Origin of the sequence: Deinococcus hopiensis KR-140 (genome assembly GCF_900176165.1) — a bacterium.
Classification (GTDB): Bacteria; Deinococcota; Deinococci; order Deinococcales; family Deinococcaceae; genus Deinococcus; species Deinococcus hopiensis.
The window spans coordinates 2,918,762-2,932,050 of record NZ_FWWU01000009.1; the positions used below are offsets into that span (position 1 = coordinate 2,918,762).

Annotated in this window: 13 protein-coding genes; 6 read left to right on the forward strand and 7 right to left on the reverse strand. The window is 67.4% G+C overall.

Annotated elements, in window-relative coordinates:
* Window positions 1–215: 215 nt before the first annotated feature.
* Complete coding sequence (gene fba, locus B9A95_RS27595) at window positions 216–1,133, reverse strand: class II fructose-1,6-bisphosphate aldolase (protein ID WP_084050424.1); 918 nt, start codon at window positions 1,131–1,133, stop codon at window positions 216–218.
* Between the two features lie 131 nt (window positions 1,134–1,264).
* On the opposite strand from fba, the gene B9A95_RS27600 reads away from it, so the two are divergent.
* Window positions 1,265–2,497, forward strand: a complete 1,233-nt coding sequence (locus tag B9A95_RS27600; RefSeq protein ID WP_084050426.1) for an aminotransferase-like domain-containing protein — start codon at window positions 1,265–1,267, stop codon at window positions 2,495–2,497.
* Window positions 2,498–2,640: 143 nt separating this feature from the next.
* Here the strand turns inward: B9A95_RS27600 and B9A95_RS27605 are convergent, their stop codons facing one another.
* Window positions 2,641–2,868, reverse strand: coding sequence for a hypothetical protein (locus B9A95_RS27605; protein ID WP_139807006.1), 228 nt, complete (start codon window positions 2,866–2,868; stop codon window positions 2,641–2,643).
* A 758-nt stretch (window positions 2,869–3,626) separates the two neighbouring features.
* On the opposite strand from B9A95_RS27605, the gene B9A95_RS27610 reads away from it, so the two are divergent.
* The 5 genes from B9A95_RS27610 (at window position 3,627) to B9A95_RS27630 (ending at window position 6,669) form a co-directional block, all read left to right on the forward strand.
* Window positions 3,627–4,346, forward strand: a complete 720-nt coding sequence (locus B9A95_RS27610) for an HAD family hydrolase (RefSeq protein ID WP_170928787.1) — start codon at window positions 3,627–3,629, stop codon at window positions 4,344–4,346.
* Between the two features lie 55 nt (window positions 4,347–4,401).
* Window positions 4,402–5,214, forward strand: a complete 813-nt coding sequence (murI, locus tag B9A95_RS27615) for a glutamate racemase (protein WP_084050432.1) — start codon at window positions 4,402–4,404, stop codon at window positions 5,212–5,214.
* Complete coding sequence (gene rph, locus B9A95_RS27620) at window positions 5,211–5,924, forward strand: ribonuclease PH (protein ID WP_084050433.1); 714 nt, start codon at window positions 5,211–5,213, stop codon at window positions 5,922–5,924. Before murI ends, rph begins: the two co-directional genes overlap by 4 nt.
* A gap of 65 nt (window positions 5,925–5,989) precedes the next feature.
* The gene (locus B9A95_RS27625) at window positions 5,990–6,346 is read left to right on the forward strand and encodes a DoxX family protein (protein WP_245808521.1); all 357 of its coding nucleotides are present in this window, start codon (window positions 5,990–5,992) and stop codon (window positions 6,344–6,346) included.
* 104 nt (window positions 6,347–6,450) lie between these two features.
* Window positions 6,451–6,669 (forward strand): hypothetical protein, encoded by a 219-nt coding sequence (locus tag B9A95_RS27630; protein ID WP_084050437.1) that lies wholly within the window; start codon window positions 6,451–6,453, stop codon window positions 6,667–6,669.
* Window positions 6,670–6,720: 51 nt separating this feature from the next.
* On the opposite strand, the gene B9A95_RS27635 is transcribed toward B9A95_RS27630, so the two are convergent.
* From B9A95_RS27635 to B9A95_RS27655, 5 genes are all read right to left on the reverse strand, one after another.
* On the reverse strand, window positions 6,721–7,644 hold the full coding sequence (locus tag B9A95_RS27635) for a class I SAM-dependent methyltransferase (RefSeq protein WP_084050439.1): 924 nt from the start codon (window positions 7,642–7,644) through the stop codon (window positions 6,721–6,723).
* Window positions 7,645–7,684: 40 nt separating this feature from the next.
* Entirely contained in the window at window positions 7,685–8,680 is a 996-nt protein-coding gene (trmB, locus tag B9A95_RS27640) for a tRNA (guanine(46)-N(7))-methyltransferase TrmB (protein WP_084050441.1), read from the reverse strand.
* A complete protein-coding gene (locus B9A95_RS27645) occupies window positions 8,677–9,441 on the reverse strand; it encodes an FAD-dependent oxidoreductase (RefSeq protein ID WP_084050443.1) in 765 nt (254 codons plus the stop codon). Before B9A95_RS27645 ends, trmB begins: the two co-directional genes overlap by 4 nt.
* A gap of 133 nt (window positions 9,442–9,574) precedes the next feature.
* Complete coding sequence (glmS, locus tag B9A95_RS27650) at window positions 9,575–11,395, reverse strand: glutamine--fructose-6-phosphate transaminase (isomerizing) (RefSeq protein ID WP_084050445.1); 1,821 nt, start codon at window positions 11,393–11,395, stop codon at window positions 9,575–9,577.
* A gap of 546 nt (window positions 11,396–11,941) precedes the next feature.
* The gene (locus B9A95_RS27655; protein WP_084050447.1) at window positions 11,942–13,144 is read right to left on the reverse strand and encodes a trans-sulfuration enzyme family protein; all 1,203 of its coding nucleotides are present in this window, start codon (window positions 13,142–13,144) and stop codon (window positions 11,942–11,944) included.
* Window positions 13,145–13,289 lie beyond the last annotated feature (145 nt).

The following is a 13,289-nucleotide window of genomic DNA, read 5'->3' on the forward strand; positions in this document are numbered from 1 at the left end:
TCTCCCACAAGGGCGGGAATGACCGCCACCCTCCCTGGCGGTGGCCCGATCTACACATGCGGCTGCCAATTCCAGTCACCCTCTGCCCTGTCGGTCAGCATCCGTGATGTCCCACCGCAACGTCTCGCGGTGCGCTGAACAGGAACGGACCGTTCAGCCACCGGGTGGTCATCCGGCAGTGGAACGGTCCGTCCTTTAAACGCTTTGGTCCCTGTTTACGCCTTGCCGACGCTCCCAAGCACGCGCAGCTTGTGCTCGATGACCTGGGCCATCACGTCGCGGGCAGGACCAAAGATCTTGCGGGGATCAAATTCCTTGGGGCTGGCCTTGAGGACCTCGCGCACGCCCACCGTCATGGCGAGGCGCAGGTCCGTATCCACGTTGACCTTGGCGATGCCGTGCCCCGTCGCGCGCTGGAGGTCCTCGTCCGCGATACCCGCCGCGTCGCCGATCTCGCCGCCGGAGTCGCGGAAGCGCTGCACGATTTCGGCGGGTACGCCGCTGGAACCGTGGGCAACGAGGGGAATGGAGGTGAGAGACGCGATCTTCTCGATGCGCTCGTGGTCGATGTAGGGGCGGCCCTTGCCCTTGTACGCGCCGTGGCTGGTGCCGATGGCGATGGCGAGGTAATCGGTGCCGGTCTGCTCGATAAACCGCACCGCTTCCTCGGGATCGGTCAGGAAGGCGTCCTTCTCGTCCACGACGATGTGCTCCTCGATACCGCCCAGACGTCCGAGTTCGGACTCCACCGAGATGCCCATCGCGTGCGCCGCTTCCACCACACGCCGCGTTTCGTGGACGTTTTCCTCAAAGGGGTGGTGCGACGCATCGATCATGATGGAGGTGAAGCCCATCTTGATGGCCTTCAGCGCCGAGGCATAGGACGAGCCGTGGTCTAGGTGCAGGGCGACGGGCACAGTGGCCCGCTCGGCGATGTCCTTGACGATGTTGGCGAGGTCCTGACCACCGTACTTGATGGCCCCCTCGCTCATCTGCACCATGACGGGCGAGCGCAGCTTTTCCGCCGTATGGATGATCGCCTGCGTGATCTCCATGTTGTTGGTGTTGAACGAGCCAACGCCGTACTTGCCCGCGCGGGCGGGAACCAGAATGTCGTTACCTGTGACGAGCATGGGTGAAGCCTCCTTTGACGGCCCCTACTCTACCCAAAGCGCGCGCCATCACAGTCCGACTTCTCTGGACGGGAGGCAGTCATCTGGAGCGGGCGCGGATACAGGGGTCAAACGGGCGTTAGGATGGTTGCATGACCGTCTCTGCCCCCTCCGTCGGTGATAGGGCCGCCGTGGACTTCGCCTCGCTGCTCTCCACCCGGGCGAGCCGCATGAACGCGAGCGCCATTCGCGAGATCCTCAAGATCACCCAGCAGCCCGACGTGATCTCGTTTGCGGGGGGCCTGCCCGCCCCCGAGCTGTTTCCACTGGAGGACGTGCGCCGGGCGGCGGACACGGTGCTGACCAAGTACGGCCCTTCGGCACTGCAATACTCCACCACCGAGGGGCACCTCCCACTGCGCGAATGGATCGCGAACCGCGCGGGCATCACCCCAGGGCACGTGCAGATCGTGACGGGCAGCCAGCAGGGGCTGGACCTGCTGGGCAAAATCTTGATCAACGAGGGCGACGTGGTGCTGGTGGAAGCGCCGACGTACCTGGGCGCGCTGCAATCCTTCCAGCCCTACGGCCCGCAGTACGTGGAGGTACCCACCGACGAGCACGGCATCGACACGGACGCACTGGAGGGGGTGCTGAGGGCGAATCAGGCCAAGTTCCTGTACGCCATTCCCAATTTCCAGAACCCCACGGGCCGCACCCTCAGCCTGGAGCGCCGCCGCCGCCTGCTGGAACTGACCGCGCAGTACGGCGTGCTCGTGCTGGAAGACGACCCCTACGGCAAGCTGCGCTTCACGGGCGAGGAGCTGCCCAACCTGTACGAGTTGGGTCTGGAGATGGTGGGCGGGGACCCGGACCGCAACCACGTGATCTACTCCAGCTCGTTTTCCAAGACGCTGGTTCCCGGCCTGCGCGACGCCTGGGTGCAGGCGGCGAAGCCCATCATCGAGAAGCTGGTGCAGGCCAAGCAGGGCGCGGACCTGCACACGCCGACGCTGAACCAGATGATCATCGCCGAACTCGTCGAGGACGTGCTGCCCCGGCAGATCAAGACGGTGAAGCAGGCGTATGGCGTTCGGGCGCGGGACATGGTGGCGCGCATCCGCGAGTTCCTGCCCGCGGAGGTGGAGCACACCACCCCGGAAGGTGGCATGTTTTTGTGGATGACGCTCCCTGGCGAAATCGACACCCAGCCGCTGCTGGCGCAGGCTGTCGAGCGCAAGGTGGCCTTTGTGCCTGGCAGCCCCTTCTACGCGCTGGGCGGTGGGCACAACACCATGCGCCTGAGTTATTCCAGCGCCACGCCTACGCAGATCGAGACCGGCATCCGCGCACTTGGCGAGACGATCCGGGCGGCGATGGAGTAGGCGTGCGGTAAAGCGGCGGGCAGAGGCGGTCATCCACCCTCTGCCCGCCGCTTTACCGCTCTGCTTCCTGAAGCAGGGTCAGGGCGAGGGCGGCCCGTCCGGTGGGGTCCTGGAGGTCCAGTTCACCCCGTTCCATGCGGGCCTCATCCGCAGAGGCCCGCATGGCGGCGAGCCCTGCAGACTTCCAGATCGGCGGCGTGGAGGGCCGTTCCCTTCAACTGCGCGAGCAGCACCGAGGTGGAGGGTTGCGGCAGGGGCACAAAGGTCGCGACCGTCCCCAGACCGTAATTTGGGTGGTTGAGGGCGCACACGTCCCAGTCCACCAGCCAGACTTCCCCCGTCCCACAGCAGCGTGCCGGGGTTGAGGTCATTGTGGCCCGGCACGCGGTGGGGATCAGAGGCCAGCACCCGGGCCGCGGCCTCCAGCCCCGTGCCCAGAGGCTGTGTGCCCAGAGGCTGTGGCCCGGCAGGAAAGCCAGGCCGCGCGTCCTGCCCGGACCACAACGTGCGGGCCACCCCTACCGGGTCCCCCTTGGGCAGGTCCCCGGCAGGCAACTCCCGCCGGGGCCGCAGCTCCTCCACCAGCTTTCCCAGAACGTGATTCCGCAAGGCGGCGTGAACCGGGAAGCTGGAGATGGCGGCGGTCACCGTGGTCAAGAGCATTTGCCGGAATGGGGCGCCGCGCGTGGAAGGGCACCCCTCACGGCTTCATCCTCCATGCGCATTCAGCATTCGGGCCCGCTCGCCGGACTCGGTCAAAAAGAGGCCTTCTTTTTGACAAATGCTCTGGGTAGCCGGCTTGGCCACATGAAGCGCTGGCGTGATGCCCCGCTGAAGTGGCGGCGGCACCTCCCGGTCTGCTGTCCGGACCGCGGGGACCTTCGCCACGGAGCTTCCCTGGGGGCGTCACCGCAGGGACGCAGGCCCCGAAAAGACCCTGACGCAGGGACAGCACCCACACGGCAGTTGCAAAACGGTTCTCGGGCAAAACGGGAATTGGATCAGGCGCAACGGTTCCTCTCCTTCCAGGCCTTAATTTTTATCTGGACAGAAGAGGCGGTGAAGAGTATCCGGGGAAAATAGGCCAGTCGCCCTACCTCAGCGGAGGTCCAGACCTATGCTGGTTTTCGTGACGCACACCCGGGCCGTAATTTTTGATCTCGACGACACCCTGTTCGACGATAACGCCTCTATGCGCGCGGGCCTCCTGGGCGTGGCAAGACCCCACACCCACCTCGCTGGGCGCCACCCCGACGAGCTGCTGGGCGAGTACAAGCGTGTGCTGGGGGAGTTCTATCCAGCTTTTGTGGCCGGGCAGCTGAGCCTGGCCGAGTACCGCGCCCGGCGTTTCGAACGGCTGCACGGACTGTGGGGCATCGAGGGCGTGCCCGGCGACGTGTCCTTTGAGGCGTTCCGCACGGCGTACCAGGCGGCGAGGCAGGCAGTGCCGGGCGGGCTGGAACTGCTCCGGGCATTGAGGGAGCGTGGAGTCAAGGTGGGCATCCTGACCAACTTCATCCGCCCTGAGCAGCAGGCCAAGCTGGACGCCTGCGGCCTGACGCCCTGGGTGGACGCGCTCGTGACCACCAGCGAGGCCCCGCCCAAACCTGATCCAGGGTCCTACGCGGCCATTCTCACGGCCCTGGAGGTGCAGCCGAATGAGGCCGTGATGGTGGGCGACTCCTGGGAGAACGACGTGGTAGGCGCGCGGGCCGCCGGGATGCGCGCCGTTTGGTTCGAGCGCTGGGGCGGGGAGGTGGCGGAGGCGGACGTACCGGTGGTACGGGACTTTGCGCCGCTGGAGGCAGCGCTGAGAGCGCTGCTGGAGGAGAGCGCTTCGGCCCCCTAGGGGGACGCCGAACGCCTCCGGCCCTCTGCACCCTCCACGCTCTATCATCTGCCCGATGAACCAAGGCGCACCCCTCGGCGTGTACGACTCCGGCATGGGCGGTCTGAGCGTGTTGGCCGAGTTGCGGCGCGCCCTGCCGCACGAGAACTTCCTGTACCTGGGCGACACGGCCCACGTACCGATCGGTGCGCGGCCCGAAGACGAGATTCGGGACCTGACCGCCCAGGCGGTGGCGGCGCTGCACGCCCGGGGAGCCAAAGGGGTGGTGGTGGCCTGCAACACGGCCTCGGCCTTCAGCCTGACGCACCTGCGGGAGAAGTACCCGGCGTTGCCGATCATCGGGCTGGTGCCTGCCGTCAAGCCCGCCGTGGCCGCCACCCGTACGGGCGTGGTGGGCGTGCTGGCAACGCCGGGGACGCTGCGGGGGACGCTGCTCGCCGACGTGATTCGCCAGTTTGCCGAACCCGCTGGAGTACGGGTACTGACTGCCGTGAGCGCCGAACTCGTGCCGCTGGTGGAAGCGGGGCAGGCGGAGAGCGGGCGGACGCGCGAGGTGCTGCGGGGAGCGCTGACACCCCTGGCGGAGGCGGGCGCGGATCAGCTTGTGCTGGGCTGCACCCACTACCCCTTTCTGGCGGCAGGCATCCACTCGGAATTCGGAGACACCTTCACCCTGGTGGACAGCGGCGCGGCGGTGGCGCGGCACACGCGGCGGGTGCTCGAGGAGCGCGACCTGCGGTCCAGAGTCCAGGAGCCGGGCGAGGTGACGTACCTCGTGACGGGCGACGCGCACGTGTCGGCTCCCGTTATCGCCACATTGACGGGTCAGGCAGGGCAGAATGTGACGGTGCAGCAGGTGACCACTTGATTCTTCCCACCCGAACCGGGCGCGACGCCCACACCCCGCGGCCCCTCACGGTGAAGCGCGGGGTCAACCCTCACGCCTCGGGCAGCGCGCACCTGTGTCTGGGCCGCACCGAGATTCTGGCGACGGTGAGCGTGGAAGACAAACCCGCGCCGCATATGCGCGGCAAGAAAGAGGGCTGGCTGACCGCCGAGTACGCCATGCTGCCGCGCGCCACAACAGACCGCCAGGCCCGGGAGCGCAACCTGCAAAACGGCCGCCGCCACGAGATTCAGCGCCTGCTGGGCCGGGCACTGCGGGCGAGCATCGACCTCAAGCATTTTCGCAACCAGACGCTGTATGTGGACTGCGACGTGCTGGTGGCCGACGGCGGCACCCGGGTGGCGAGCGTGCTGGCCGGGTACGCTGCCCTCCACGACTTCGCGGACCGCCTGATTCAGACGGGCAGGTTGAGCGAGTGGCCGCTGCGGCACGCGGTGGGGGCCGTGAGCGTGGGCCTGGTGGGTGAGGAGCTGCGGGTGGACCTCGACTACGCCGAGGACAAGGTGGCGCGGGCGGACCTGAACGTGGTGGCGACCGACGCGGGCCTGGTGCTGGAGGCGCAGGGCGGAGCCGAGGACGGTCCCATCGCCCCAGAAGAGTACATCCGCCTGCTGATGACGGGCGTAGAAGCGGTGGGGGGCCTGCTGCGCGACCTGCACCGGCAGGTCTAGCGGGCGGGCGACTCTCATCCCAGGTGCGTTACACTTCCCCCACATCAAGGAGGCAGAACATGGGCATGACTGGATTCATCGGGCGGGCGATGCTCGCGAGTGTTTTTATCAAGAGTGGCCTGGATCACCTACAAAACCCTGAACCCATCGTGCGCGCGGCGCGGGGCGCGGAGATTCCGCAACCCGAACTGGCCGTCAAGATCAACAGCGGCGTAATGGTGGGGGCCGGAACCCTGCTGGCCCTGGGGCTCGCGCCACGCCTGACGACCACCGCCCTGGCGGTGGGCCTGGTCCCCACCACGGTGATTGGCCACCCCTTCTGGGACAAGGAAGGCAAGGAACGCCAGCACCAGCAGACGCACTTCATGAAAAACCTCGCCCTGTTCGGCGCGCTGCTGGCGCTGGGGAGCCGTCGGAAATAGCAACGCGGTTTGCCCCAGCAAGCTCCCCCCGTGGGGGCTTTTTTCTTTTCCGACGGTAAAGGTGGGTCGCTTCCCCGCTTCACGCGCCGCCGGGAAGATGGGGCATGACCAAGGACACGGACCTCAGCGACAACGCGCACACCGCCATCGACCAACAGGAAGTGATCGAGGAGGGCATGCAGGGCGCGGACGGCAACGTGGACGCCAACGGGCTGGAACGGGGGGCGGACCGGCAAGAAAAGCTGGAGGAACTGCGGGAAAACGTGCAGGGCCTGACAACCGCCGGACAGCAGGACGAAGAAGCGGGCCTGGGGCGCTCCTGAGCGAGCCGAGCGCGACTGAAACGGCCTTCTTCCCCCTGCCTTCGCTTCAGATCACAATTCCAGGTCCGTTGGGGTCGTCACGCCCGAGGGAATGGCCGTTACCAGCACCTCATATTTTCCCGTCACAAAGACCTTGAAGCCCTGCTTTTGCAAGCCTCGCCGGGCCTGGGTCACGTCGGCGGCGAGGAGACTAAGGTCTGGGCGGGCGAAGTTTCGCAGGCGCGCTCCGTAACTCAGCAGGCCATCCCGGTAACGGGCGTTGGGAAAGCCCAGGACCAGCCCTCCACCCGGCGTCAGGTGGTGGCGGCGCAGGGCCGCCAGCACGACGTCTTGCCGCACCGCTGGGCTTTGCAGCAGGCTGAGGGCCAGCACGAGGTCGAAGCGTCCAAGGTCCGGCGCGGGCAGGGCGTTGACGTCCAGCGCGAGGAAGGCGGCGGCAGGATACCGTGAGGCCGCCGTAGCGAGGGCCGTGACGTCCCGGTCCACGCCCACCACCTCGAAGGCGCGCTCCGAAAAGGCGAGGGCCAGCGCGCCGAGTTCACGGCCCGCGTTGACTCCGAGGGCCAGCACACGCCCTCCCGCCGGGGGGTTCACCCGCCGCAGCGCCTCGACCAGCGTGAACAGGAATACCGGGTCTTCCAGCTTGTCCACCCGGCTCCAGTCACTCCCCGCGCCGTAACCGTTCGCGTCAGGCTCAGGTGCATTTGCGTAGAGTCGCAGCCGCACGCGCACCCGGCCCTCCCCCACAGATTCGGGGGTGAGCAGGTGCGCGCCCAGCAGGTCCGCCAGGTCTGCCCAGGTCTGCCAGGGGCGGTGAAGTCCGGCGGCCGTCGCCTCTCCTGCGTAGCGGCCCACCCCCTCGTCGGGGTCTGGCACGGTGAAGCTCACCTGCCCGACCGCCGTGAGAGTCGCACGGACGGCGGGCAGCAGGACGCTCAGGGGTTCGCGGGTGAAGTGGAGTTCGGGCTGGGACATGGACGGTGTGGTGGGCGGCCCGCTGAGGCTGGGCGCTTCCTCAATAGCCCCGGTGCCGGACCTGCGCGCCCTGGCCCTCCAGCCAGACCGTGACCGTGCCCACCGCCGCCTTGACCCCCGGCGTGATGATGGGTCCGCCAAAGCGGGCGAGGCGCGCGAGAAAGGTGCCGTCCTCCCGCCCGGTGATGCCGATCAGGACTTCCTGGGTCAGTTCACCCTCCACGACGTGGGCCAGCGCAACCCAGCCGTCTTTCTTGAGGCTCCGGTACACGTCGAGCAGCACCACCGTCCAGCCCGACGGATCTTCCCGGGTCTGTCCGCCCCGGGCGGTGTGTTTGCGAAACTCGGAGGGATCGAATGTCTCGGGCAGGGTCAGGACAGCGTGGGGCACGGTGGGGTCTTCCTCATGGTCTGGAAAGCGAAGGATGGTGCCGTGAGGCACAGCGGGATGTGCGGTGGGAATGAAGCGGGCGTGGTGCGCCCCCAGGCCCAGGTCACGCCACTTCAGCGCGTATTTGGTTTCCAGCGCGGCGGCCGGAGGCTGGGTCAGCTCGGCGCGCATGACGCCACTCGCTTCCGCCTCCGCCAAGGCGAACTCGAAATACTCATCGTGATCGGTGGTGAGCAGCACCGCGCCGCCCGGCTTGAGTCGGCTGGCGGCCAGCTGAAAAAAGGGCGCGCGCAGCAGGCGGTGTTCGGTGTGCCCCGCCTTGGGCCACGGATCGGGAAAGTTGACCACGATGGCGGCCAGCGCTCCTTGCGGCACCACCTCGCGGACGAGGGGCAGGGCGGGCAGCTTGGTCAGGACCGCGTTGGTCAGGCCCGCTTGGCGCAGCCGCCGATTGGCCTTTAGGAGCGATACGCCGCTGATCTCCACCCCCAGGTAATTGGGAGCCTCCGGAAAGGTCGCGGCGAAATGCGGCCAGAAGCGGCCATCGCCAAACCCCACTTCCAGAACCCAGGGCCGCCCGGGCGTGTCCGGGTACAGTCGGGAAGCCGCGTCGGGAAAGCGGAAGTCCGAAAGGCGCGAGATCACGCCTCCACCGCCAGCAGTTCGGAAGCGAGGCGGGCAGCGCCCTCCAGCACGCCCGCATACGTCTGCTCGCCGGGCAGGCAGCGGCCCACTCCATACACCCGGTCAAAACGGGTGAGGCGGAAGCCGTCCAACTCGCCAGGAGCTGGCGTCAGGAAGCGCACGCTGTAGGGCGGCGCGCCTTCCACGCCTGCGGCCGTCTGTTCCGCCCCAATCAGCCATACCCCCGAGCGGGCCAGATCGTCGGCCAGAAAATCGTAGGCCACTTCCGAGAGCCGTCCGGCTTCCTCCATCGTGTCGCCGATAAGGAGGCGGCCCTTGAGGAATGCGCCCACCGCCAGCACCGCCCGGCGGGCGCGGAGCTTCGGACCTTCCCAGGTGGAGAGGGTCACGCCCTCGCCCTCTTCTTCCAGCGCAGTCACGGTGCTTTGCAGCAGGTGAATGCCTGCCGTGGCCTCGATCTCTGCCTTGAGCCACCGGTGGAAGGTCCAGCCGTCGGTCTCGGGAGCGATGCGGGCGGCAATCTGGGCAAACACACTGTCTCCGGGAAATCCTGCATCCCGAATGTCCGGCTGGTACAGGTTTCCGATGTGGTCCAGCGCCTGCGACACCAGCACCACGTCGCGCCCGGCCTGGGCCAGCCGCCAGGCAAGTTCGGTGCCCGCAAGGCCCGCCCCCACCACCGCCACGTCGTACAGGTGACCCGGCTGCGGCTGGCTGCGGGGCATGGTGGGTGTGTGATCGGGGGCGTGGGGGCGGAACATCAAGGGGGCAGTGTAACGCAGGCAGGTGCGGGAGGAGAACGCCCTGGGGTCGGATACGCTCTCCTCAACCTTATGCGCAGCGGGCAGGGCGCGGCGGGAGTCGCCCCCAACGCCGCGCCCTGCCGTTTTCCCCTTACTCCACCGTCACGCTCTTTGCCAGATTGCGCGGCTTGTCTACGTCCTTGCCCAGCGCCGTGGCCGTGTAGTAGCTCAGCAGTTGCAGCGCCACCACGTTGACCACCGGGCTGACCATCTCGTGCGCGTGGGGCACGTACAGCACGTCGTCGGCGTGCTGGGCATTCTCGGTGTCGCCGTCGCTCAGCAGCGCGATTACCTTGCCGGAGCGGGCGCGGACCTCCTGCACGTTGGAGATGGTCTTTTCCAGCAGGAAGCTCTCGGTCGCCACCACCACCACGGGCAGGTGGGCGTCGATGAGGGCGATGGGACCGTGCTTCATCTCCCCGGCGGCGTAGCCTTCGGCGTGGATGTAGCTGATCTCCTTGAGCTTCAGCGCGCCCTCAAAGGCGGTGGGTGCGTTCACGCCGCGCCCCAGGAAGAGGTAGTCGCGGGCGTGGGCATACTTCTCGGCCACCGCCTTGATCTTCTCGACGCGCTCGGGGCTCAGGGCCTCTTCCACCAGGCGGGGCAGCTCGCGGGCAGCGTGCAGCAGTTCCTGGGCCCGGGCCTCGTCCAGCGTGCCGCGCGCGCGGGCCAGCCACAGGGAGAGCAGCAGGAAGGCGCTGACCATGCTGGTATACGCCTTGGTGCTCGCCACGCCGATCTCGGGTCCCGCGTGGATATAGAGCGTGTCGTCCAGCTCGCGGGTCATGGAGGAGCCCTTCGCGTTGATCACGCCGAGGGTCTTTGCGCCGCCCTTCTTCGCCTCACGCAGGGCTTCGAGGGTGTCGATGGTCTCGCCCGACTGGCTCACCACGATGGCGAGGGTGTTCTCGCTGACCAGCGGTGAACGGTAGCGGTACTCGGAGGCCACGTCCACCTCCACCGGAATGCGCGCGAGTTGCTCGATCAGGTACTCGCCCACCAGCCCGGCGTAGAAGGCGGTGCCGCAGGCAATGATGGAGATGCGCTTGAAGGAGGCGGGGTCAAGGTTGATGTCGAGGTTCACCTCACCCGTCTCGTCGTGCAGGCGGCCAATCAGGGTGTTGGCAAGGGCCTGGGGCTGCTCGTAGATTTCCTTGAGCATGTAGGTATCAAAACCGCCCTTTTCCGCCGCCTCGGCGTCCCAGTCGATGTGGTCCACCGCGCGCTCGACGGGATTGCCCGCCAGGTCAGTCACCCGGTAGCCGTCGTCGTGCAGCACCACCATGTCGCCGTCGTGCAGGAAGACCATCCTGCGGGTGTAGGCGAGCAGGGCGGGCACGTCCGAGGCCAGGAACATCTCGCCCTCGCCCACGCCCATCACGAGGGGGCTGACGGTCCGGGCCGCCACGATCTCGCGGTGGTCCACATGGGTGACGACGATGCCGTAGGCTCCGCGCACTTGTCCCAGCGCCGTCCGCACCGCCTCATACAGGTCGCCCGCGTAGGCTTCCTCGATCAGGTGGGCCAGCACTTCCGAGTCGGTCTCGGATTTGAAGCTGTGGCCGCGCTTGATCAGCCCCGCCTTGAGCGAAAGGTAATTCTCAATGATCCCGTTGTGGATGATGACGATCTTGCCGTCCTCGGTGGCGTGGGGGTGGGCGTTCGTATCGTTGGGCAGGCCGTGGGTGGCCCAGCGCGTGTGACCAATACCGAGGGTACCGGCCAGGGGCGCGCCCTCCAGCTCACCGCTGAGGTTGGCGAGCTTCCCGGCCTTCTTGCGAACGGCGAGGCAGGCTCCGTCGCCCACCGCCACGCCCGCACTGTCGTAACCGCGATATTCCAGCTTGGCGAGGCCCGAGATCAGAACGTCCTGCGCCTGACGCATACCGATGTATCCCACGATTCCGCACATAAGTCCTCCAGGGTGCTCCGCGCGGAGCACCTGGCGGAAGCGGTCCCACGCTTGTTCCCAGTCCAGACGCCTGCGGCTCCGCTCCAAAAGGCGGCCATCACGTCAGCCCTGGGAAAAAGCGTGCGCTCCCACCCCCCCCCGGCACAGCGCCAAGCAGCAGGGCCGAGGGAGGCGGTGTCTTTGATTTGAAGTCACTGCGCGGCCTTATCTCCACGTCGCCGTGGGGCTTATCGCCGCGCTTCACCCCTCGCTGCTCCTGTGAAGCCGGGGGGTCGGGTAGGCCCGTGCCGGGGCCTGGAGGCATCCGCAGAAACTCGCTCACCTCCACCTCGTCTTCTGCCCACCTGTCGGAACGCGACCGCTTCTCGCTCCGTCCGGAACTTCGGGGTGGCCCCGAGTCCGCAGCGAACAGACCTTGCGCTGCCCTGTTTGTGTGAACCGGACACCTCTCGGTTCGTGCACGAGCATAGCACCGCACGCAGGAGTGGGATGTGTAAGAAGCTCACAAGGGCGCTGAGGGCACAGAACCTGTTTGGCCCTCTGCCCTCAGCGTCCCGCGCCCACCGGAACCCGGTCCAGCGCCCTCAGCACATCGCAGATCAGGTCCTCGGCGTCCTCTATACCTACGGAGAGGCGCACCAGACCGGGCGTGACGCCCTGACGGGCGAGCGTTGCCTCACCAAGCAGATGATGGGTGGTGCTCGCGGGGTGGCACGACAGGCTCTCCACGTCGCCCAGGCTGACCGCCTGCGTGAACAGCTTGAGGTTGTCGAGGAAGGCGAAGGCCGCCTCCTGCGACTCCAGTTCGATGCTCAGCAGACCCCCGAACGCGCGCATCTGCCGGGCCGCCACCTCGTGCCCGGGGTGGGAAGACAGGCCGGGGTAGTGCAGGGCCTTGAGGGCAGGATGGCCCTGCAACGCCTCAGCGAGCGCCTGAGCGTTGGCGCAGTGCGCCTCCATCCGCAGCGGCAGGGTCTTGACGCCGCGCAGGAGCAGGTACGCCTCGAACGGCCCCAGCACCGAACCCACGTGGCGCAGGCCGTGCAGGCGTAACTCGGTCACCAGTTCCGCGCCGCCCGCTACCACGCCGGCCACGACGTCGCCGTGTCCGCCGAGATACTTGGTGGCGGAGTGCATGACCAGATCGGCACCGTGCTCCAGAGGACGGGTGAGGTAGGGCGTGGAAAAGGTGTTGTCCACCACGACGAGCGCTCCCGCCGCGTGGGCAACCGTGGAGGCTGCCTCCAGGTCCACGATCTGCACAGTGGGGTTGGTGGGCGTTTCCAGCCAGACGAGCCGCGTCTTGCCGGACACCACGCCGCGCAGCTCCTCCACATTCCTCACGTCGTGGACCGTCACGCCGAAGCGGCCCAGGATGTCGCGCAGCAGGCCCTCGGTGCCGCCGTAGAGGGGGCCGACGAAGGCCACCTCATCGCCCGTTTTCAGGAAGGTCAGGGCGATGGCGCTCGCCGCGCCCATACCGCTGCCGAAGGCCACGGTCCCCTCCGCGCCCTCCAGGCTGGCGAGCTTTTCCTCAAAGGCCCGCACGGTGGGGTTGGACAGCCGCGAGTAGAAATAGCCCTGTTCCTCGCCGGCAAACAGCCTCGCCCCGCGTTCAGCGCTGCCGTAGCCGAAGGTGGAGGTGGCGTAGATGGGCACGGCGTGGGCTCCCGTTACGGGGTCAAGGCCGTGGCCGGCATGAACGGCACGGGTACAGAAGCCCTCTGGGCGCTGCTCTTGTTTAGACATGTTGCGCGCAGTGTAACGCAGAGGTTGAAAACGGAGCCGCGGAAGTGCCGAGGCCGTCCAGCCCTGAGAAACGGCAAGGTCCGCTCCTCGGCTGGAACGGTGGACGTTGAGCCCTTCCTGAAACGGACGCCTACCCCACCGTTGT

Coding starts and splice junctions, on each gene's coding strand:
- B9A95_RS27630 (WP_084050437.1), top strand. CDS start 6,451: ATGACCAAGGACACGGACCTCAGCGACAACGCGCACACCGCCATCGAC.
- B9A95_RS27645 (WP_084050443.1), bottom strand. CDS start 9,441: ATGTTCCGCCCCCACGCCCCCGATCACACACCCACCATGCCCCGCAGC.
- glmS (WP_084050445.1), bottom strand. CDS start 11,395: ATGTGCGGAATCGTGGGATACATCGGTATGCGTCAGGCGCAGGACGTT.
- B9A95_RS27635 (WP_084050439.1), bottom strand. CDS start 7,644: ATGTCCCAGCCCGAACTCCACTTCACCCGCGAACCCCTGAGCGTCCTG.
- B9A95_RS27655 (WP_084050447.1), bottom strand. CDS start 13,144: ATGTCTAAACAAGAGCAGCGCCCAGAGGGCTTCTGTACCCGTGCCGTT.
- fba (WP_084050424.1), bottom strand. CDS start 1,133: ATGCTCGTCACAGGTAACGACATTCTGGTTCCCGCCCGCGCGGGCAAG.
- B9A95_RS27605 (WP_139807006.1), bottom strand. CDS start 2,868: ATGACCTCAACCCCGGCACGCTGCTGTGGGACGGGGGAAGTCTGGCTG.
- murI (WP_084050432.1), top strand. CDS start 4,402: ATGAACCAAGGCGCACCCCTCGGCGTGTACGACTCCGGCATGGGCGGT.
- B9A95_RS27625 (WP_245808521.1), top strand. CDS start 5,990: ATGACTGGATTCATCGGGCGGGCGATGCTCGCGAGTGTTTTTATCAAG.
- B9A95_RS27600 (WP_084050426.1), top strand. CDS start 1,265: ATGACCGTCTCTGCCCCCTCCGTCGGTGATAGGGCCGCCGTGGACTTC.